Annotated in this window: 18 protein-coding genes, 12 tRNA genes and 1 rRNA gene; 26 read left to right on the forward strand and 5 right to left on the reverse strand. The window is 42.6% G+C overall.

The window, feature by feature from the left end; all coding sequences use genetic code 11:
* On the reverse strand, positions 1-598 hold a 598-nt coding region (locus LD028_RS00560; RefSeq protein ID WP_237810558.1), incomplete at its 3' end, for a transposase.
* Between the two features lie 219 nt (positions 599-817).
* Between LD028_RS00560 and LD028_RS00565 the strand changes: the two genes are divergently transcribed.
* From LD028_RS00565 to LD028_RS00575, 3 genes are read left to right on the forward strand one after another with little or no spacing between them, the layout of a single operon-like run.
* Positions 818-1,486, forward strand: coding sequence for a polysaccharide deacetylase family protein (locus LD028_RS00565; protein ID WP_237810559.1), 669 nt, complete (start codon positions 818-820; stop codon positions 1,484-1,486).
* 14 nt (positions 1,487-1,500) lie between these two features.
* A complete protein-coding gene (locus LD028_RS00570) occupies positions 1,501-2,082 on the forward strand; it encodes a DedA family protein (RefSeq protein WP_077429771.1) in 582 nt (193 codons plus the stop codon).
* A gap of 15 nt (positions 2,083-2,097) precedes the next feature.
* The gene (locus LD028_RS00575; RefSeq protein WP_237810560.1) at positions 2,098-3,210 is read left to right on the forward strand and encodes an MGDG synthase family glycosyltransferase; all 1,113 of its coding nucleotides are present in this window, start codon (positions 2,098-2,100) and stop codon (positions 3,208-3,210) included.
* A 14-nt stretch (positions 3,211-3,224) separates the two neighbouring features.
* Here the strand turns inward: LD028_RS00575 and LD028_RS00580 are convergent, their stop codons facing one another.
* The 3 genes from LD028_RS00580 to LD028_RS00590 are packed head-to-tail and all read right to left on the reverse strand — an operon-like array spanning position 3,225 to position 6,888.
* Positions 3,225-4,355 carry a Ger(x)C family spore germination protein gene (locus tag LD028_RS00580; protein WP_237810561.1) on the reverse strand — a complete coding sequence of 377 codons (1,131 nt, stop codon included), beginning with the start codon at positions 4,353-4,355 and terminating at the stop codon, positions 3,225-3,227.
* A complete protein-coding gene (locus tag LD028_RS00585) occupies positions 4,352-5,815 on the reverse strand; it encodes a spore germination protein (protein ID WP_237810562.1) in 1,464 nt (487 codons plus the stop codon). Before LD028_RS00585 ends, LD028_RS00580 begins: the two co-directional genes overlap by 4 nt.
* On the reverse strand, positions 5,812-6,888 hold the full coding sequence (locus tag LD028_RS00590) for a GerAB/ArcD/ProY family transporter (RefSeq protein ID WP_237810563.1): 1,077 nt from the start codon (positions 6,886-6,888) through the stop codon (positions 5,812-5,814). The genes LD028_RS00585 and LD028_RS00590 overlap by 4 nt, the downstream gene beginning before the upstream one ends.
* A 151-nt stretch (positions 6,889-7,039) precedes the next feature.
* Here LD028_RS00590 and LD028_RS00595 point away from each other — a divergent pair, with 151 nt between their 5' ends.
* The 9 genes from LD028_RS00595 (at position 7,040) to LD028_RS00635 (ending at position 16,811) form a co-directional block, all read left to right on the forward strand.
* Positions 7,040-8,104, forward strand: coding sequence for a D-alanine--D-alanine ligase (locus LD028_RS00595; protein ID WP_237810564.1), 1,065 nt, complete (start codon positions 7,040-7,042; stop codon positions 8,102-8,104).
* Positions 8,105-8,113: 9 nt separating this feature from the next.
* Positions 8,114-9,490: a UDP-N-acetylmuramoyl-tripeptide--D-alanyl-D-alanine ligase gene (locus tag LD028_RS00600; RefSeq protein ID WP_237810566.1), complete on the forward strand. Its 1,377-nt coding sequence runs from the start codon at positions 8,114-8,116 to the stop codon at positions 9,488-9,490.
* A gap of 145 nt (positions 9,491-9,635) precedes the next feature.
* The gene (gene cshA, locus LD028_RS00605) at positions 9,636-11,042 is read left to right on the forward strand and encodes a degradosome RNA helicase CshA (RefSeq protein ID WP_035020752.1); all 1,407 of its coding nucleotides are present in this window, start codon (positions 9,636-9,638) and stop codon (positions 11,040-11,042) included.
* Positions 11,043-11,089: 47 nt separating this feature from the next.
* Positions 11,090-11,452: a holo-ACP synthase gene (acpS, locus tag LD028_RS00610; RefSeq protein ID WP_006322564.1), complete on the forward strand. Its 363-nt coding sequence runs from the start codon at positions 11,090-11,092 to the stop codon at positions 11,450-11,452.
* A 74-nt stretch (positions 11,453-11,526) separates the two neighbouring features.
* Positions 11,527-12,546, forward strand: coding sequence for a LolA family protein (locus LD028_RS00615; protein WP_237810568.1), 1,020 nt, complete (start codon positions 11,527-11,529; stop codon positions 12,544-12,546).
* A gap of 95 nt (positions 12,547-12,641) precedes the next feature.
* Positions 12,642-13,799, forward strand: coding sequence for an alanine racemase (gene alr, locus LD028_RS00620; RefSeq protein ID WP_237810570.1), 1,158 nt, complete (start codon positions 12,642-12,644; stop codon positions 13,797-13,799).
* 152 nt (positions 13,800-13,951) lie between these two features.
* Positions 13,952-14,233 carry a CopG family ribbon-helix-helix protein gene (locus tag LD028_RS00625; RefSeq protein WP_003398486.1) on the forward strand — a complete coding sequence of 94 codons (282 nt, stop codon included), beginning with the start codon at positions 13,952-13,954 and terminating at the stop codon, positions 14,231-14,233.
* Positions 14,234-14,237: 4 nt separating this feature from the next.
* Entirely contained in the window at positions 14,238-14,588 is a 351-nt protein-coding gene (gene ndoA / locus LD028_RS00630; protein WP_003253417.1) for a type II toxin-antitoxin system endoribonuclease NdoA, read from the forward strand.
* 57 nt (positions 14,589-14,645) lie between these two features.
* Positions 14,646-16,811, forward strand: a complete 2,166-nt coding sequence (locus LD028_RS00635; protein ID WP_237810572.1) for a Tex family protein — start codon at positions 14,646-14,648, stop codon at positions 16,809-16,811.
* On the opposite strand, the gene cmpA is transcribed toward LD028_RS00635, so the two are convergent.
* Positions 16,806-16,919, reverse strand: a complete 114-nt coding sequence (cmpA, locus tag LD028_RS00640) for a cortex morphogenetic protein CmpA (RefSeq protein WP_012573928.1) — start codon at positions 16,917-16,919, stop codon at positions 16,806-16,808. The genes LD028_RS00635 and cmpA overlap by 6 nt on opposite strands.
* A gap of 72 nt (positions 16,920-16,991) precedes the next feature.
* On the opposite strand from cmpA, the gene LD028_RS00645 reads away from it, so the two are divergent.
* The 14 genes from LD028_RS00645 to LD028_RS00710 form a co-directional block, all read left to right on the forward strand.
* Positions 16,992-17,447 (forward strand): SprT family protein, encoded by a 456-nt coding sequence (locus LD028_RS00645; protein WP_237810574.1) that lies wholly within the window; start codon positions 16,992-16,994, stop codon positions 17,445-17,447.
* Between the two features lie 134 nt (positions 17,448-17,581).
* Positions 17,582-17,656 (forward strand) — tRNA-Asn (locus LD028_RS00650).
* 2 nt (positions 17,657-17,658) lie between these two features.
* A tRNA-Ser gene (locus tag LD028_RS00655) sits at positions 17,659-17,751 on the forward strand.
* 16 nt (positions 17,752-17,767) lie between these two features.
* Positions 17,768-17,839, forward strand: a tRNA-Glu gene (locus tag LD028_RS00660).
* Positions 17,840-17,879: 40 nt separating this feature from the next.
* A tRNA-Val gene (locus tag LD028_RS00665) sits at positions 17,880-17,952 on the forward strand.
* An 8-nt stretch (positions 17,953-17,960) separates the two neighbouring features.
* Positions 17,961-18,036 (forward strand) — tRNA-Asp (locus LD028_RS00670).
* A gap of 35 nt (positions 18,037-18,071) precedes the next feature.
* Positions 18,072-18,146 (forward strand) — tRNA-Gln (locus LD028_RS00675).
* Between the two features lie 149 nt (positions 18,147-18,295).
* A tRNA-Lys gene (locus LD028_RS00680) sits at positions 18,296-18,371 on the forward strand.
* 5 nt (positions 18,372-18,376) lie between these two features.
* A tRNA-Leu gene (locus tag LD028_RS00685) sits at positions 18,377-18,460 on the forward strand.
* 22 nt (positions 18,461-18,482) lie between these two features.
* Positions 18,483-18,565: transfer RNA gene (locus tag LD028_RS00690), tRNA-Leu, on the forward strand.
* A gap of 60 nt (positions 18,566-18,625) precedes the next feature.
* Positions 18,626-18,702: transfer RNA gene (locus LD028_RS00695), tRNA-Arg, on the forward strand.
* 20 nt (positions 18,703-18,722) lie between these two features.
* Positions 18,723-18,799, forward strand: a tRNA-Pro gene (locus tag LD028_RS00700).
* A gap of 16 nt (positions 18,800-18,815) precedes the next feature.
* A tRNA-Gly gene (locus tag LD028_RS00705) sits at positions 18,816-18,886 on the forward strand.
* A gap of 60 nt (positions 18,887-18,946) precedes the next feature.
* Positions 18,947-19,412, forward strand: a 16S ribosomal RNA gene (locus LD028_RS00710); the annotation flags it as partial.

Below are 19,412 nucleotides of genomic sequence, written 5' to 3' on the forward strand. Positions count from 1 at the left end.
TTTTTTTTTCTGTTTCTGGCGGTAGTGGAGATTTTCCGTGTGCGATCCGATCTCGTTCAATCTCTTTTTCCAATTCCTCTTGATATGCTTTCGCTTCGACTTCTGCCACTTCGGTGTTGAATTTTCTTTTGTTTGCACTCGCCTTCACATGGGTAGAATCAACAAATACGACACTTGGATCCACCAGCCCGTGTTGAAAGGCTTCTTCTAAGATTCTTGAAAAAATCTTTTGAAAGACGTCCGTACCTGCAAAACGTCGTGCGTAGTTTTTGCTTGGAGTCGAATGATGTGGGACAGGATCATGAAGACTCAACCCTAAAAACCATCGATAGGCCACGTTTGTTCGAATTTGTTCCACCGTTTCACGCATCGAACGAATGCCAAAGATATAACGAATCAAGTACATTTTGAACAACACAACCGGATCAATACTTGGTCGTCCATGATCGGGTGAGTATAGATCTTTGACGATGTCATAAATAAAAGAGAAGTCAATCGCTTTTTCTAGCTTACGCACAAGGTGATCCTCAGGAACAAGGTCATCAATCTTTACCGTTGTTTCCACATGTCTACGATCTTCTTGATGACGTTGAAGCATCCGATTTCCCCCTCCTATACCCTTATACCTATATATTAAAACAGCTTGTCGACTTTGTCGACAAGCTGAGGCGATGTGTTCTAACATCGCCTTTTTTTCGGGAAATTTCCCCGGAAATCGACAACATTTGCACGTGTTGTCGATGAGAAGAAAGATCAATTTGTTTTTAAAAAACACTCTTTGTATTTTTTTGTATAATTAAGAAAGGAGATTTGACGTTTGATTTACATATGGCTCATCGCACTATTTTTCATTTATAGCATATTGCCAACGTTGATTGTCCGCATTTTCTCACTTCGTGTACAAAAGAAGGTGAAAAACGGTGTGGCATTAACGTTTGACGATGGTCCAGATCCGGTGTACACGCCTCAGTTGCTTGATTTGTTGAAAAAATACAATGTAAAAGCGACGTTTTTCGTTGTTGGGTGGAAGGCGAAAAAATACCCACATCTGATCAAACGAATGCAAGAAGAAGGTCATACGATCGGTTTACACCATTATTATCATACGAGCAACTGGTTTCTTCTTCCGCTTGTTACGGAATGGGAGCTTGAACGATCAGCACGTGTCATTGAGCACATTACAGGCGTTCGTCCGGTATACTATCGTCCGCCGTGGGGACATTTAAACATATGGGCGGTGCTGATGCAAAAAAAGTATAAAATCGTCATGTGGACATATATTCTTGGTGATTGGAATGCTTCATTAGGTGTTGATCGCCTTTATGAACGACTAATGAGCAGTATAGAAGATGGAGCCATTATCGTATTGCATGATAGTGGTTCAACAATTGGCGCAGATGAACATGCACCCGCCAACATGATCGCAACGTTAGAAAGACTATTCCAACATACAAACGTAAAATGGGTAAAGCTGAATGAAGAGTAAAGGGGAATGGGGAAGTGGAAGCGAACAGCGTGTTAACGTATATTCAATCTCATGGCTATATTGTATTATTTCTTTCTTTATTTTTCGGCATCGTTGGCATTCCTGCACCGGAAGAGTCGCTTCTATTTTTCGTCGGCATTTTTATTTCGCACGCCCAATTGCATTTATTTAAAAGTTTATTTTTTGCGATTTCTGGGGCAACTATTGGCATGGTTGTCGCCTATGTCGCTGGCTATACGTTCGGTTCTCCGCTCTTGTTTAAATATGGTCATTATATTGGGTTCCATCGTCGCCGTTATCGGTATGTGTATCGCCATTTCCGCAAACGTGCTTTTTTATTGATTCCCTTTGGTTATTTCGTTCCCGGTATTCGTCAATTGTCTCCATACATGGCTGGAGTTGTTCGCTTCCCGTTTCTTCCGTTTCTCTTTTTATCGTTTCTTGGGGCATCGTTTTGGATTTGCTTATTTATATTTGTAGGTAAGTTTCTTGGAGAACGTATTCATATCCCGCTTCATGTATTGCCATGGATCACGTTGTTATTTTTTAGTTTATTTTTCATTGCATTGTATGTGAAAAATAGAAAACAAAAATAAAAGGGAGTTCGCATAATGATGAACATTCTCGTACTACCTTTGTTTCAAATGCCGTCTGGTCATCACCAAGTGGCCGATGCGATTATGTATTCGTTGCAACATCGTTTTCCTAACGTTTCTTGCGAAAAGCTTGATTTTCTTAGCTATTGTAACGAACAAGTTGAAAGACGAGTCGCTGATTTTTATCTTCGCTGGATTTCGCTATCGCCACATTCTTATGAGTGGATGTATCGACGATGGATGAAAAAATTTGAACAACCAGCGATGGAACCGTGGTTGCTTTATTTTGAAAAGAAGATGAAACGTCTTCTTCAAGAGAAAAAACCGGATCTCGTCATATGTACGCATTCGTTTCCTTCACGCGTGTTGCAGCGATTGAAACAAAGAGGCGCTATAACAGTGCCTGTTATAAACGTATATACAGACTTTTTTTTAAGTGGCATTTGGGGAAAAACAGCGATTGATTATCATTTCGTTCCTCATAAAGATGCAAAGCGGTTGCTATGTACAATGTTTCATGTTGAGCCTCGTCGCGTCATTGTCACAGGCATTCCGATTCACGAACAAATTGTGCCTGTACAAAAAAGAAAGCGACGAAAAAATAAACGTATTTTAGTGGCGGGCGGCAATCAAGGATTAGGGAAAATAAAACAATTTTTAATGAACGCAACTCATACACAATTGACATATGACGTACTATGCGGAAAAAACGAAACATTATATCATGAGATAAAAAGTTGGAACAATCCGCGTATTCGTCCGTATCGATATATTTCCGATCCAGCGAAAATGAACGAATTATATGATAAAGTCGATGCCATTGTGACAAAACCGGGCGGTGTGACAATGAGCGAAGTGCTTGCAAAACGGTTACCTGCTTTCACACTCTCGTATTTACCAGGGCAAGAACAAATGAATTTACATTATTTAAGAAAAAAAGGACTGATTTATTTTCTTCGCGACAATGAACCATATGATCAACAGTTGCTGCGCGTATTAATGAACGAAGAAGAAATGAACGAATGGGAAAAACGGATTGACGGCTATTGGCTCGAGCATGAAAAAACAGCGCAAGAAGCACTTGCCGAATGGATTGAAGCGAATATATATGCAACGAAAAAGCGATGAGCTGCTCATCGCTTCTATTTTTTTGACTTTCCATATGTGTCGATGCTTAGTTTCACGTTGATTTGCGCTAACATATCTTTCGTTAGCGGAACTAATCCGTTTGTTGTATATTTACGCCAATCATTTACATTTTGACGATATAAAGCGTTTGATAGTTGCAACGTATCAACCCCTTCTTTTACTCCGAGCTCGAATAAGTTTTTTATCTCTTTTTCGACCGTTTTTGATGCGTATTCAACAATTTGCTTTTCCGACATGTGCTCGCGCAATTCGATGATGCTCCCTGTCGCTTGCACCTCAACGGTGAATACGGGGTGGCCGTCTTTTATTTTGTACGATATGCTTGCCTTCGGTCCGCGCACAACGAGCGTGCCAATCATTTTGCCGTTCGGTTTCATGTAAATCGGGGTGCGCCCGGTACCTTTTGTTACCCAGCGTAATCCGTCAAGTTTATGACGTGGGATACATGCTTGTTTATCGTAACGATGTAAAAAACAAACTCCATCTATTTTTAACATCGGTTTCTTTTTTTTATTTTCCGTCCAACTTTTCTCCTCGACAGAAAGGGAAGGGAGCGGAAACGTAACTGCTTTTTCATTAGAAGCGGCGATCAGCTCATTAATGCGCTTCGGTTGAATAAAAGAACTTTGCTCATAAATATCGGTCGGATTAGCAAGCAACGAAAAATATGGTGAATAGTCTAAAAACGGCGTCGTTTCAAAAATACGTTCAATTGGTTGTTTGGTAGTGAACGCCCAAATCGTATGGCGAATTTCGTTGTAGCGGTCGAGCACATCGATGACGTCACGCACGAGCCCTTTTTTGAGCGCTCGTTCTGTAAAAACGATCCCTTTCACATGTCCCCATGATACACCTTGTTGAATCGCTTGATACAACCGATCGGTTGCCACGTTAAACGTCTCCCCTTTTGCTTTTCCGATCGTCACGGTTGATTTTTGTCTTCCACCGCCTGCTTCCATTTTCGCAAGCCCTGTAAAACTAACGAGTTGGGCGTAGGCAATCACTTGTCCGTCTTCGTAGTCCACGCCGATTGCATGAATATAAGCAAGATGATCAATTTCTTTCATTCCCCAACAGCCCGTTAATACGAAACAAAAGAAACAACAAACAATCGCGCGAATCATGATTCGTCACCCGGCGTATTGTCGTTCGTTTTCAACATTTTTGGACGGCGTTTAAACTTTTTCCAGCCGCTCGTAATCACCACTTTCCATATGTCTCCTGTCACTGGAGAAATCGGTGCTAAATACGGGACGCCAAACGATGTTAAATTTGCTGTATAAACAAGAATAAAAAACATCGATGCAATGAAACCGAAAAGTCCGAGCAACGATGAAGCGGCAAGGACGATAAAACGTAAAATGGATACTGTTCCAGCAAGTGATTGATTCACAAGCGTAAATGTGGCGATGACGGAAGTGGCGATGACGACGAGTGTACCGGGGGCAGCAAGCCCGGCGTTTATCGCTGCCTGCCCGATAATGAGACCGCCAACAACCGATAATGTTTGCCCAATAGCGATTGGAAGACGCATACCAGCTTCTTTAAAAATTTCAAATAAACTCACCATAATAAATGCTTCAAGTGGAGCAGGAAGCGGTACTCCTTGTCTAGCGAGCGTGATCGTAGCCAGTAACGTAAACGGCAATTGATCCGGATGATATGTCGTAATCGCTACCCAAAGACCCGGTAAAAAGACAGCGACGCTTACACCGATTAGGCGAATAATGCGTTGAAATGTCACAAACACAAATGACGTGCTATTGTCTTCCGATGTATTTAATAAAAACGTTAAATTAGTCGGACCGATTAATGCGGTCGGTGAACCATCAATAAAAACAGCAAACCGTCCGCTAAGCAGGGCGTTCACGACAAAATCAGGACGGCCGGAGTAGGCGAAAACAGGAAATAACGAAATATACTTTTCACTTAACAATTCTTCTAGTTGATTTGTTCCTGTTAAAGCATCAATGTTGATTGTGCTTAATCTTCGCTTCAATTCAGCAATCGTTTCTTGATTAATAATGTCTTGAATATATAAAATATCGACTTTCGTTCGGCTTCGTTTGCCGATTAATACTTGTTCGACATGCAAACTGCTCGTTTTTAACCGTTTCCGTATAAGCGCTACATTTTTTGCTACTTCTTCAATAAAACCGTCTTTTGGACCACGAATGGACACTTCGGTGTTCGGTTCTTCTGGGTTGCGATTCGGCGGATTAGCGAGCGAAATCGAATACATCGCTTCCGCTTCGACAAAATAAATGACTAAATCGCCATTAAAAACGATAAAATCAAGCTGTTGAGCAGAAACTGATTTTCCGATTAAATGAAGTGGCATTTGTTTATATTTCTCAATGTCTGTAACGGAATATAGCGGATATTGTTGTCCCATGCGCGTAATGGTCGGGAAAACGAATTGTTTCAATAACATTGTGTCACATAATTCTTCGCAATAAATGAAAATAAGCGATAATGGCTTTCGCTCCTCTGAATAAATGGTGGCTGGCATTAATACGACGTCTTTACATTGCGCAAAATGTTCTTTTAACGTTTGCTCATCGACGATCATTTCAGCGTTCATGCGGATGCTCTCCTTTCTTTTATACGTATTGCTAGCGCAAGTACGAACAATAACATCGCAAGAAAACAAATGAAGAAAAACGACATCGGTAACACCCATTTTTTTAACATACGAAAAAACGTCTCATCGCTCATCGGTGTCATAGCAGCAAAGAACATAACGACATATACGAATATTAAAATCCACCGTCTTGATGCTTTATTCGTTATATCAAATAGCTCTGGGATAAGCGCAGTTGCCAATGAAATGCGAATAAATGCTCCGGCGAGCCATTGATACACGGATAAAAAATCAAAATGCTCTAAATACGTTCCTAAGTTCACCATGCGCCATTGTTCAAACGCGGGGTAGCGTAAATGGCTTGCTTCCGCTGGACCAAACTCCGTAATCGCTCCAACTGTCGGACCGATCGATAAACTAGCGGCGACAAGACCGAATAAAACGAGTTTCATAAAAGAAATGTTTGTTTTCATCTGTTGTTGCATAAATAGTAAAAGAACAATTTCTCCGTATCCAGCAGCGACATACATCACACCTTTCCAAACGGGCATCCATCCTTCTTCAAGTACCGGCTTTAGCAGTTCGTAGTTTTTGTGTGGCACCGTAGCTAAAGCGACAAATATGCCGAACAATACGACGAAAGGTAAAATAATGCCTGACGTTTTCGCGATGGATGGCAAACCGATCGAAGCATTATAAAAACAAATGATGCAAAGTGTAACGACAATCGCCCAGTTCGGCGTTCCTGTTAAATATGATGTCGTGGTAAACGTTGTTGTATCTTTTAATGTGACGATGCTAATGATGAGTAAATATAAACATGTGACGGAAGCGATAAAATAGGCAATTGGTGCGCCGACATTTTCTTTCAGCCATTGAAAGATGTGTGTTTGTTGCGATTGTTTTATCGGAAAATAAATAAGTGGGAGGAAAAGGACGAGAAGGATCAACCCAAGAACGGCAGAGATCCATGCATCTCGCCCAGCTACTTCAAGTAAGATTGGAATGATAATGACGTGATTCATAAGACCGATCGATAGCATTAAAACGAATAACATTTGTACCGTATTCATAAACACACACCTTTTCCCTTTTTGTATTTTTATCGTTTCCAAACACGGAAATGATATGCATTGTCACCATCTAGGCTTGCTTCACCATATAAATAACAAAGTAGTTGTGCTACAATAAATGAAGTGAATGAACAGTCGAGGAGGAAAAAACATGAAGATAACGTTAGGTATACTATACGGCGGAAAATCGCCTGAACATAAAGTATCTCTACAAACAGCACGTTCCGTCATTAATGCGATAAATAAAGAAAAATTTACGGTCGTGCCCATTTACATTACGACAGATGGACAATGGTTGCGCGGTAAAGCAATTGAAGGGGAAGTGCAAAACATTGAGCAACTTGCTTTTCAACAAGGTTTACCAGCGCTCGCGTCGATTGCAAATCGTTCGGAAAACAAAGAAGAACGCATTGATGTTATTTTTCCTCTTTTACACGGGCCGAACGGGGAAGATGGAACGGTGCAAGGCATGTTAGAATTATTAAACGTACCGTACGTTGGGAACGGCGTGTTAGCATCAGCTGTCGGTATGGATAAAGTCGTTATGAAACAATTGTTTGCGCAAGCAGGGCTAAAACAAGCGCGTTACGTCTTTTTCTTGAAAAAAGAATGGGAAAAACATAAAGAAGACGTATATGAAACGGTTGAACAAGAGATTGGCTATCCGTGTTTTGTTAAGCCAGCCAACGCCGGTTCAAGCGTGGGCATAAGCAAATGTAAAAACCGTGAACAATTGCAAGCGGCGTTTCAAGAGGCGTTTCGTTACGATCGGAAAGTCATCGTCGAAGAAGCGATTATCGGTCGTGAAGTGGAAATTGGGGTAATCGGGAACGATGAACCCATTTGTTCGGTTGTGGGGGAAATTGTGCCGAAAAAAGAGTTTTACGATTACGAAGCAAAATATGTTGATGGAAATACAGAATTAGTTATTCCAGCGAACATTACACATAAAGAATACGAAACAATAAAACAAATGGCGCTTACCGCTTTTAAAGTGCTCGATTTAGCAGGATTAGTCCGCGCCGACTTTTTCTTGACAGCAGATGGAGAGGCGTATATTAACGAAGTCAATACGATGCCGGGCTTTACGCCATTCAGCATGTTCCCGCTCTTATGGAAACATACAGGTGTATCGTATGAGGAATTAATTGAACGCCTCATTCAACTGGCGATTGAGCGATATGAAGAAAAACAAAACATTACGTATGTACTTTAAGGTGATCATATGATTATACGTTCATTAGCAGACATTCAAACGATGATTCCTGGAAGTATAATTGATGAGCGATATGCTTCTGTTATGATTCATGGTGTGTCAACAGATACGCGCACAATTGAGAGAGGGAATTTATATGTTCCGTTAAAAGGAGCAACGTTTAATGGTCATCAGTTTGTGAAGGAGGCGTTTGAAAAAGGAGCAGCCGCTGCGCTATGGAGCAAACATGAGTCGAATGCGCCAACGGATGTACCACTTATTTTTGTGGAAGATTCACTCGTTGCGTTGCAGCAGCTGGCTCATGCGTATCGAAAACAGCTGCGTGCGCGCATCATCGGTGTGACCGGAAGCAACGGAAAAACAACAACAAAAGATATGATTGCATCACTGCTTGGGACCGTATACCGCGTACAAAAGACAGAAGGGAACTTAAACAATCATATCGGTGTGCCGCTCACACTGCTTCGTTTAAAAGAAGAAACAGAGTATGCCATTGTCGAAATGGGAATGAGTGGGTTTGGTGAAATTGAGTTGCTTTCCACTTTGGCTGAACCAGATGTTGCTATCATCACAAACATTGGTGAATCACATTTGCAAGAGCTCGGCTCGCGTGAAGGAATTGCAACAGCAAAGTTTGAAATTATAAAAGGATTAAAACGCGACGGCTTATTTATTTACCACGGGGATGAATCGTTACTGCAAACACGTGTGGAAAACGCTAATCTTTCGCATGTTCAAACGTTTGGAATGGAACCGACAAACGATTATTATCCGCTAGACATTCGTGTTCAAGCGGACGGAACGACGTTTAAGGTAAATCGTTGGCCAAACGAAACGTTTCGTATGCCACTTCTTGGCCGCCACCATGTGATGAATGCTCTTGCAGCGATTGCAGTTGCTCGATTTGCTTCTGTGGACATCGATCATATCAAGGAAGGCTTTTTACGTTTATCTGTAACAAAAATGCGTACAGAAGTCATAAAGCGTTCTGACGGGGTGACGATCATTAACGATGCATACAACGCAAGCCCAACATCGATGCGGGCTGCGCTTGAACTGCTCGGACAACTGACAGGATACCGTAAGAAAATTGCCATTGTTGGTGATATGCTTGAATTAGGTGAACAAGAGATTGCTTTTCATGAACAAATTGGTGAGATAATCGATCCCCAAAAAATAGATTATGTGTTGACATATGGTGAACGTGCCAAAGCGATCGCTGAACGCGCAAGCAAGCGGTTTAGTGAGGGGTGTGTTCGGGCGTATGACGATAAATTCGAATTAGCAGCGGATGTACGAGGGATAATAGAAGCAGGTGATGTCATTTTACTTAAGGCATCTCGCGGTATGAAGCTCGAGGAAATCATTTCTTTGTTAAATAATTAAAAAGAAGCGTCCAATTTGTTGAAAACATATGCATAAAATGGTATGATGAACAAGAGCTGTTTACGGAATGAATTTCAACAAGGCACTTCCGTCCATACGGGAATGCCTTTTTTCGTAAGTTATTTGAAGAAGGAGTATGAAAACATTGGTTACATTTAACGAATTTGGATTAAGTCCAGAATTAATGAAAGCAGTTAGTAAAATGGGATTTGAAGAGGCAACGCCGATTCAAGCGGCCACTATTCCGCTTAGTTTGCAAAATCGCGATGTCATCGGGCAAGCGCAAACGGGAACAGGAAAAACAGCGGCATTTGGCATTCCGCTTATTGAAAAAATTGATATGAACAACGATGCGGTGCAAGCAATCGTTGTTGCGCCGACGAGGGAACTAGCGATTCAAGTATCTGAAGAACTATATAAAATCGGTTCCACAAAGCGTGTGCGCGTGTTGCCGATTTACGGCGGACAAGATATTGAACGGCAAATTCGTGCATTAAAAAAGCACCCACACATTATTGTTGGTACGCCTGGGCGCATTTTAGATCATATTCAACGTCGCACACTTCGCTTGCAACATGTGCATACAGTCGTATTAGACGAAGCGGATGAAATGTTGAACATGGGCTTCGTTGAAGATATTGAAGCGATTTTAAGCCATGTGCCAACAGAGCGTCAAACACTTCTTTTCTCGGCGACGATGCCAGAACCGATTCGCCGCATCGCTGAACGATTTATGAATAATCCGGAACTCGTTCGTGTGAAAGCGAAAGAAATGACTGTTCCAAATATTGAACAATATTATATTGAAATTCAAGAAAAGAAGAAGTTTGATACGTTAACGCGCTTATTAGATATTCAATCGCCTGAATTAGCAATCGTTTTCGGAAGAACGAAACGTCGCGTCGATGAGCTAGCGGAAGCACTCAACTTGCGTGGCTATGCGGCAGAAGGCATTCATGGCGACTTAAGCCAAGCGAAACGCTTATCTGTATTGCGTAAGTTTAAGGAAGGTTCCATCGATATTTTAGTCGCAACAGATGTAGCAGCGCGTGGTTTAGATATTTCTGGTGTCACACACGTATACAATTTTGATATTCCACAAGATCCAGAAAGCTATGTTCATCGTATCGGTCGAACAGGACGTGCCGGGAAAACAGGAATGGCGATTACGTTCGTTACTCCACGTGAAATCGGACAGTTGCACCATATTGAAAAAACGACGAAGCGGAAAATGGAACGGATGAAACCGCCGACGTTAGATGAGGCGCTTGAAGGGCAACAAAGGGCAGCGATTGAAAAACTGCTTGCGACAATTGAACATAACAATTTGTCATTTTATAAGCGTGCAGCGGAGGAATTATTAGAGGAGCATGACTCCGTTTCACTTGTTGCCGCATGTATTAAAATGTTAACAAAAGAGCCGGATATGACACCGGTGCAGTTGACAGAAGAGCCACCGCTTATGAAAAAAGAGAAAAAGCGACAAGTACAAACGCGTCAACGTCGCAATGAGACGCGCAGCCGCGGATCGAAAGCGCGCACAAAGCGATAGAAGCTGTCTGAAAAGATAGCTTCTTTTTCTTTACAGGAGGGATGTAGATGATTGTTGGTATTGGCATTGATATTGTCGAATTACATCGCATTGCAGAGCTAATGGAACGTCAGCCGAAATTGATTGAGCGCATTTTAACAGACAATGAACATATTCGGTTTCAACAACTATCGTCAAAACGGAAAATTGAATTTGTGGCTGGACGATTTGCGGCAAAAGAAGCGTATGCGAAAGCGTTAGGGACGGGGATTGGCACACATGTTTCTTTTCGCGATATTGAAATAAAAAATGACGAAAACGGCAAGCCGTATATTATTTCTCCATCCATGGATGAACGTGTGCACGTTTCGATTTCACATAGCGAACATTACGCAGTTGCGCAAGTAATCATTGAACGCTTGTCAAGCTAGTCTGCATATTCTCCCGTTTGACCTCATATGATGGCTTATGAAGGAAGTCCAAATGAGGTAAAGGGGTTGAAAACATGAGACGAACATGGCTTTTTTGGTGCCTGCTTCTTTTTGTTGTAGGCAGTTTGGCCGCTTGCGGAGAAAAGTCGCAACAAGATGTATTAAAGGCGCTCGATGAGAAAGTACAAACGATGTCTGGGTACAAAGCCGAAGCAAAAATGACGCTGCAAACAGGGACGGAGCCACAAGTATATGAAATTGAGATTTGGCATAAGTCTCCAAATTATTATCGCGTGAACTTGAAAAACGCCCAGCGTGATCAACATCAAATGATTTTGCGCAACGACGAAGGAGTATTTGTATTAACGCCTGCACTAAATAAAAGTTTTCGCTTTCAAAGCGACTGGCCGCAAAACGCAAGTCAAGTATATTTGTATGAATCGCTCGTAAAAGACATTTTAGCTGATACGAAAGCGGATTTTAAAGCGACAAAAAACCATTACGTGTTCCAAACGAAAACAAATTATGAAAACAAAAAAATGTTACCGAAGCAAGAGATTACGTTAAATAAAAAAGATTTAACACCGGTAAAAGTGACGGTCATGGATGTTGATTCCCAACCGATGTTAACGGTTGAATTTTCCAAAGTTGAATGGAATGCTTCGTTTGATGATAACGCTTTTGATGTAAGTAAAAATATGACAAGAGCGAAGTTGGAAAATGAACAAGAAGCGACGACAGCAGCAAACCAACAAGCAGCGCCGGTCATGTATCCGACATACGAACTCGATGGTGTGAAACTTGTTGAAGAAAAAGAATTTACAACGGCAAATGGCAAGCGGATGGTGATGACATTTGCTGGGGAAAAGTCGTTTACGCTTGTACAAGAAAAAGCGCATGCTGTACCGACAGCAAACGTATCGACAACTGTTAAAGGTGAGCCTGTTGATTTAGGGTTTGCTGTTGGAGCGATGGCAAATGGCACGTTGACGTGGACGTATAAAGGTGTCGATTTTATTCTCGCTTCACAAGATTTAACGAAAGAAGAAATGGTTGCGATTGCCCGTTCGGTGCAAGGGAAGGTTATGAAGTAAGACTCGCGCGGCGAGTCTTTATTTTTTTGTTGACATGATGCAAGGGCAAAAGAAATAATCAAACGTGAACATATTTTTAAAGGGGCTTTTGAAGGATGGAGAAAGCATTTTACCGCGATACATGGGCAGAGATTGATTTAGATGCGATTTTTTATAACGTACAGTCAATGAAACAGCATGTTGGATCTCATGTTGAAGTCATTGCTGTCGTGAAGGCGAACGCTTATGGACATGGGGATATTCAGGTGGCGAAAACAGCGCTTGAAGCAGGTGCAACACGTTTAGCCGTCGCTTTTTTAGACGAAGCGCTTGCTTTAAGAAAAAAAGGCATTTCTTTAGACGTACCGATTCTTGTACTTGGGGCAACAAACCCTCAATATGCGCCGTTAGCCGCTAGTCAAAACATTGCGCTAACTGTTTTTCGGGCGGATTGGTTTGAACAGGCGATCGTGTATGCCCCGTATGAACAACCGTTGAACGTTCACATGAAGTTAGATACAGGGATGGGGCGATTAGGAGCGAAAACAAAAGAAGAAGTGCAGCAAATGATACACGCAATCGAACAGCATCCTAGTTTCATACTCGAAGGAGTATACACACATTTTGCAACAGCTGATGAACAAAATATAGACTATTTTTCGTTTCAATATGATACGTTTCTACACATGCTGGAATGGTTGTCGATTCAGCCACCGCTCATTCATTGCGCCAATAGTGCAGCAGGACTACGTTATCCCGATCGTATATTCAATGCGGTTCGTTTCGGTATCTCAATGTACGGATTAGCACCGTCGCAAGAAATGAAATCATTGTTACCTTATCCGTTAAAAGAAGCGTTTTCGCTTCACAGTCGCTTAACGCATGTAAAAAAAGTGAAAGGCGGAGAAAAAATAAGTTACGGAGCGACATATGAAGCAGAGACAGATGAATGGATCGGCACAGTTCCGATCGGTTATGCTGACGGGTGGTTACGTCGGATGCAACATTTTTCTGTGCTCGTTGATGGAAAACGTGCCCCAATTGTTGGACGGGTTTGTATGGACCAAATGATGATTCGTTTGCCGTATGAGCTTCCTGTCGGTACAAAAGTGACGCTCATCGGTGAACAACAAGGGGACCGTATTTCCGTTGATGATGTTGCCGCGCATGTAAATACGATTAATTATGAAATTCCTTGTACAATTAGTTATCGTGTTCCCCGTATTTTTTTAAAAAACAAGAGTATAATTGAAGTGAGAAATGCGGTATTATAGTAGATGGGTGTAATGAGAATGGTCGTTTTCGAAAAATTTCTGCAAAATTTGGGCGAATGATGCTGGAAATGACTTTGCATCGCGAAGATGAAATGGTATGATGTAAATTGGGAGCAACTATGTGGTTGTAGTTTAGTTGGAGGTGTGTGTTTGTGTCTGAATCCAGCGCAACAACGGAAATTGTTATTCGGTTACCACAGGCGTTAGTGAGCGAATTAGATGGAATTGTGAAGCAAGAAAACGGCAGCCGAAATGAACTGATTTATCAAGCGATGAAAATGTACATCCGTGAGCGGAAAAAACGTCAAATTCGAGAAGCGATGAGACGTGGGTATATGGAGATGGCGAAAATTAATTTGTCGCTTGCGTCGGAAGCTTTTCTTGCGGAATATGAAGCTGACCACACCGTTGAACGCTTAGTTAGCGGGGGGTAATCTTTTGATTGTCAAACGTGGTGACGTGTATTTTGCCGATCTTTCTCCAGTAGTTGGATCAGAGCAAGGGGGCGTGCGCCCTGTGCTTGTTATTCAAAATGACATCGGGAACCGTTTTAGTCCAACCGTCATCGTTGCTGCCATTACTGCGCAAATCCAAAAAGCGAAGTTGCCTACACATGTTGAAATCGACGCAAAGCGCTACGGATTTGAACGGGACTCTGTCATTTTACTTGAACAAATTCGGACGATTGATAAACAACGTCTGACAGATAAGATTACCCATCTAGATGATGAGATGATGGATAAAGTAGATGAAGCGTTGCAAATTAGTCTCGGTCTTATTGATTTTTAATATGCTGGAAAAATAGCTACGTTGTGTAGCTATTTTTGTTTAGGGGAGGAATTTTGTTTGGAGCTACTAAAGCAACTAGCTGCGCAATTAAACATTCCATTTATACATGTACAACACGTCATTCAACTTCATGAGGAAGGGAATACGATTCCGTTTATTGCGCGCTACCGAAAAGAAATGACTGGTGCGCTCGATGAAGTGCAAATTCGCACCATTTTAGATGAATGGAATTACTTGCAAAACTTAGCGAAACGAAAAGAAGAAGTGATTCGTTTAATCGATGAACAAGGAAAGTTAACGGATGAGCTGAAAGAAGCGATTACAAAAGCAACGAAACTGCAAGAGGTGGAAGATTTATATCGCCCGTATAAACAAAAACGACGAACGAAAGCGACAATCGCAAAAGAAAAAGGGCTAGAACCTTTTGCAGAATGGTTATTAACGTTTCCTAGTGAGTCAATTGCAGAGCGAGCGAAATTATTTATTGACGAACAAAAGGAAGTACGTACGATCGATGAGGTCATTCAGGGGGCCAAAGACATTATCGCTGAAAAAGTGTCAGATGATGCAGCCCTTCGGCAATGGATTCGTCAACAAACGTGGCAAACGGGCACCATTGTTTCTTTTGGAAAAGAAACGGAAAAAGACGAAAAGCGTGTATTTGAAATGTATTACGACCACCGTGAACCGATCGCCAAAGCACCTGCTCATCGTATTTTAGCGATGAATCGGGGTGAAAAAGAAGGAATTTTACGCATTGACATTGACGTAGATGCGGACCGAATGACTGCATACATTCGTAAACAAATCGTAACGAACGAACAATCATCGGCCGCTCCCATTGTTGTGGAAGCGATTGAAGATGCATATAAACGTTTAATTGCTCCGTCAATTGAACGAGATGTGCGAAATGAGTTGACAGAACAAGCGGAAGAACGAGCGATTCACATTTTCGCTGAAAATTTGCGCAATTTATTGTTACAACCACCATTAAAAGGGAGAGTTGTTTTGGGAGTAGACCCAGCGTATCGAACAGGATGTAAGTTAGCTGTCGTCGATGAAACGGGAAAAGTACTTCATATCGATGTCATTTATCCACATCCACCGAAAAATGAGGTGGAGAAAGCAAAAGAAAAATTAATGCAATTACTTCATACGTATCAAGTGGAGTTAATTGCCATTGGAAACGGAACTGCATCGCGAGAGACAGAGCAGTTTGTAGCTGATACAATCTCTGAGTGGGAAGGAAACGTGTTTTATTTAATTGTCAATGAAGCAGGGGCAAGTGTATATTCTGCATCAGATTTAGCTCGTAAAGAGTTTCCACATCTGCAAGTGGAGGAACGAAGCGCTGTATCGATTGCTCGACGCGTTCAAGATCCACTTGCCGAATTAGTAAAAATTGATCCAAAATCTGTTGGGGTCGGCCAATATCAACATGACGTGTCGCAAAAAAAGCTAGAACAGTCGTTGCAGTTTGTTGTTGAAACAGTCGTCAACCAAGTTGGTGTAAACGTCAATACCGCTTCTCCAACGTTATTGCAATATGTATCTGGTCTAACAAAGACGGTAGCTGAAAACATTGTGAAATATCGGGAGGAGCATGGGAAGTTTACTAATCGTATGCAATTAAAGCATATCCCGCGCCTTGGAGCGAAAACGTACGAGCAATGCATCGGGTTTTTGCGCATCATAGATGGAGATGAGCCGTTAGACCGCACACCAATCCACCCTGAGCGATATGAAGAAGTGTATCAATTGTTACGACGTCTCGGTTTTTCGACAGAAGCGATCGGAAGTGAGCAATTGCGAGTTGCACTTGAAGGGATAAATATAGAAGAAGCAGCACAAGAACTGAACATAGGGGTATTGACGCTCCAAGATATTATCGATGCACTTAAGCGCCCAGAGCGCGATCCGCGCGATGATTTGCCGAAGCCAATCCTCAAGCAACATGTGTTGAAGATGGAGGATTTGAAAAAAGGTATGGAATTAGAGGGGACAGTACGAAACGTCGTCGATTTCGGTGTATTCGTAGATATCGGTGTGAAACAAGATGGACTTGTTCATATTTCGAAACTAAGCAATCGATATGTGAAGCATCCACTTGATGTTGTGTCGGTCGGAGATATTGTGAAAGTATGGGTTGATTCGGTCGATTTGCAAAAAGAGCGCATTGCTTTAACAATGGTTCCACCAACATCGGAAAACACACTGTCATGAGCAGTGTGTTTTCCGATAAAAAAACCAGCATTGATTGAGAAGTTTAATTTGTGCGCGATTTTTTTCATAATATGCACGCCGCATTTGATTTTTTAACCACATCGGCATAATGATCACCTTCAAATTGTTTTTTATTATGTTATGAGTAAAAGAGCCCAATGGTGAAAGGACGGAAGTAAAATGGATGAGCGTGAATTACAGGCGCTTGTTGAGCGGGTATCGTTATGTGTATTTCAGAAGCCATTTCGTCATCGAGCGGTATTTAATGATCGATTACGCACGACTGGTGGGCGATATGTGCTTTCTACACATCATATCGAACTAAATAGAAAATATTATGAGCAGTACGGAGAAGAAGAACTCATTCAAGTCATTAAGCACGAATTATGTCACTATCATTTGCATCTTGAAGGAAAAGGCTATCGCCATCGCGATCGTGATTTTCGCGAATTATTACAAAAGGTACAAGCTCCACGTTTTTGTAAGCCTGTTTTATTACCGAAGACAAAAAAAGAACATTATTACAAATGCACATCATGTCGCTATATGTATGTGCGAAGAAAAGCATTAGATACAACTCGATACGTATGCGGCTTTTGTCGAGGGAAATTGAAAAAAATAAAAAGAGAGTGTTGACAAGTCAAATCTTTCTGTGCTAAATTATAAAAGCCGTCGTTATTCGACATTCGGCGAAGAAATAAAATAAAAAAGATAGTTGACAGAACAAAAGAGAGTAAATATAATATAAACAGTCCTTATGATTTGATTGTTCCGCAGTAGCTCAGTGGTAGAGCACTCGGCTGTTAACCGAGCGGTCGTAGGTTCGAATCCTACCTGCGGAGCCATTGGAGAAGTACCCAAGTGGCTGAAGGGGACGGTTTGCTAAACCGTTAGGTCGTTCTTTTACGGCGCGCGGGTTCAAATCCCGCCTTCTCCGCCAGGAAGATGTTGAACATGGCCCGTTGGTCAAGTGGTTAAGACACCGCCCTTTCACGGCGGTAACACGGGTTCGAATCCCGTACGGGTCATCTTTTGGAGTGCTCATTTTTGTTCACTCCATTTTATTTCGGAGGATTAGCTCAGCTGGGAGAGCACTTGCCTTACAAGCAAGGGGTCGGCGGTTCGATCCCGTCATCCTCCACTCTTTGTGGTCCCGTGGTGTAGTGGTTAACATGCCTGCCTGTCACGCAGGAGATCGCGGGTTCGATCCCCGTCGGGACCGCCATTTAAAAACTTAATTTATTTAAAGTTGTTTGTTGTTGGGCTATAGCCAAGCGGTAAGGCAACGGACTTTGACTCCGTGATGCGCTGGTTCGAATCCAGCTAGCCCAGCCATGAATGTGATGAGCCATTAGCTCAGTAGGTAGAGCACGATCGATTTAGCTTCTTTGAAAAGGCAACAGCGTACCGCTCGAGCTGCTACTTGATTAAGCATACTGAGAGCGGGACGTCAAAAATCTTATTTAAAAACTTTTTTTTGAAACGAGCCATTAGCTCAGTAGGTAGAGCATCTGACTTTTAATCAGAGGGTCGGAGGTTCGAGTCCTCCATGGCTCACCATGTATGCGGGTGTGGCGGAATTGGCAGACGCACCAGACTTAGGATCTGGCGCCTTTGGCGTGGGGGTTCAAGTCCCTCCACCCGCACCAGTCGGTCGGTTTTTAATGAAATGCGGTCGTGGCGGAATGGCAGACGCGCTAGGTTGAGGGCCTAGTGGGGGCAACCCCGTGGAGGTTCAAGTCCTCTCGGCCGCATCTAAAAAAGGCTTGACTTTAGTTGATGAAATGTGATACGATAAAAAGGTCGTTAAAAATGCGCCCGTAGCTCAATTGGATAGAGCATCTGACTACGGATCAGAAGGTTAGGGGTTCGAATCCTCTCGGGCGCGCCATGTTTATAACGTCATGAAGACGGGAAGTAGCTCAGCTTGGTAGAGCACATGGTTTGGGACCATGGGGTCGCAGGTTCGAATCCTGTCTTCCCGACCATCTCGTTTATAATCATGCGGGTGTAGTTTAGTGGTAAAACCTCAGCCTTCCAAGCTGATGTCGTGGGTTCGATTCCCATCACCCGCTTTGATGTTCCTTGAAAACTGAACGAAGCGAAAAGCGTAAAGAAGCTAGAGATATGAACTTTCTATGGAGAGTTTGATCCTGGCTCAGGACGAACGCTGGCGGCGTGCCTAATACATGCAAGTCGAGCGGACGAATCGAAAGCTTGCTTTTGATTCGTTAGCGGCGGACGGGTGAGTAACACGTGGGCAACCTGCCCTGTAGACGGGGATAACACCGAGAAATCGGTGCTAATACCGGATAACACGAAATGTCGCATGACGTTTCGTTGAAAGACGGCGCAAGCTGTCGCTACAGGATGGGCCCGCGGCGCATTAGCTAGTTGGTGAGGTAACGGCTCACCAAGGCGACGATGCGTAGCCGACCTGAGAGGGTGATCGGCCACACTGGGACTGAGACACGGCCCAGACTCCTACGGGAGGCAGCAGTAGGGAATCTTCCGCAATGGACGAAAGTCTGACGGAGCAACGCCGCGTGAGCGAAGAAGGCCTTCGGGTCGTAAAGCTCTGTTGTTAGGGAAGAACAAGTA

It is taken from the genome of Anoxybacillus sp. LAT27 (assembly GCF_022030075.1).
Lineage (GTDB): Bacteria > Bacillota > Bacilli > Bacillales > Anoxybacillaceae > Anoxybacillus > Anoxybacillus kestanbolensis.

Excerpts from the sequence above, each read along its gene's own strand:
- LD028_RS00595 (WP_237810564.1), top strand. The coding sequence starts at position 7,040 with ATGAAGATAACGTTAGGTATACTATACGGCGGAAAATCGCCTGAACAT.
- LD028_RS00590 (WP_237810563.1), bottom strand. The coding sequence starts at position 6,888 with ATGAATACGGTACAAATGTTATTCGTTTTAATGCTATCGATCGGTCTT.
- LD028_RS00615 (WP_237810568.1), top strand. The coding sequence starts at position 11,527 with ATGAGACGAACATGGCTTTTTTGGTGCCTGCTTCTTTTTGTTGTAGGC.
- LD028_RS00575 (WP_237810560.1), top strand. The coding sequence starts at position 2,098 with ATGATGAACATTCTCGTACTACCTTTGTTTCAAATGCCGTCTGGTCAT.
- LD028_RS00580 (WP_237810561.1), bottom strand. The coding sequence starts at position 4,355 with ATGATTCGCGCGATTGTTTGTTGTTTCTTTTGTTTCGTATTAACGGGC.
- LD028_RS00585 (WP_237810562.1), bottom strand. The coding sequence starts at position 5,815 with ATGAACGCTGAAATGATCGTCGATGAGCAAACGTTAAAAGAACATTTT.
- acpS (WP_006322564.1), top strand. The coding sequence starts at position 11,090 with ATGATTGTTGGTATTGGCATTGATATTGTCGAATTACATCGCATTGCA.
- cmpA (WP_012573928.1), bottom strand. The coding sequence starts at position 16,919 with ATGCCGATGTGGTTAAAAAATCAAATGCGGCGTGCATATTATGAAAAA.
- LD028_RS00645 (WP_237810574.1), top strand. The coding sequence starts at position 16,992 with ATGGATGAGCGTGAATTACAGGCGCTTGTTGAGCGGGTATCGTTATGT.
- alr (WP_237810570.1), top strand. The coding sequence starts at position 12,642 with ATGGAGAAAGCATTTTACCGCGATACATGGGCAGAGATTGATTTAGAT.
- LD028_RS00600 (WP_237810566.1), top strand. The coding sequence starts at position 8,114 with ATGATTATACGTTCATTAGCAGACATTCAAACGATGATTCCTGGAAGT.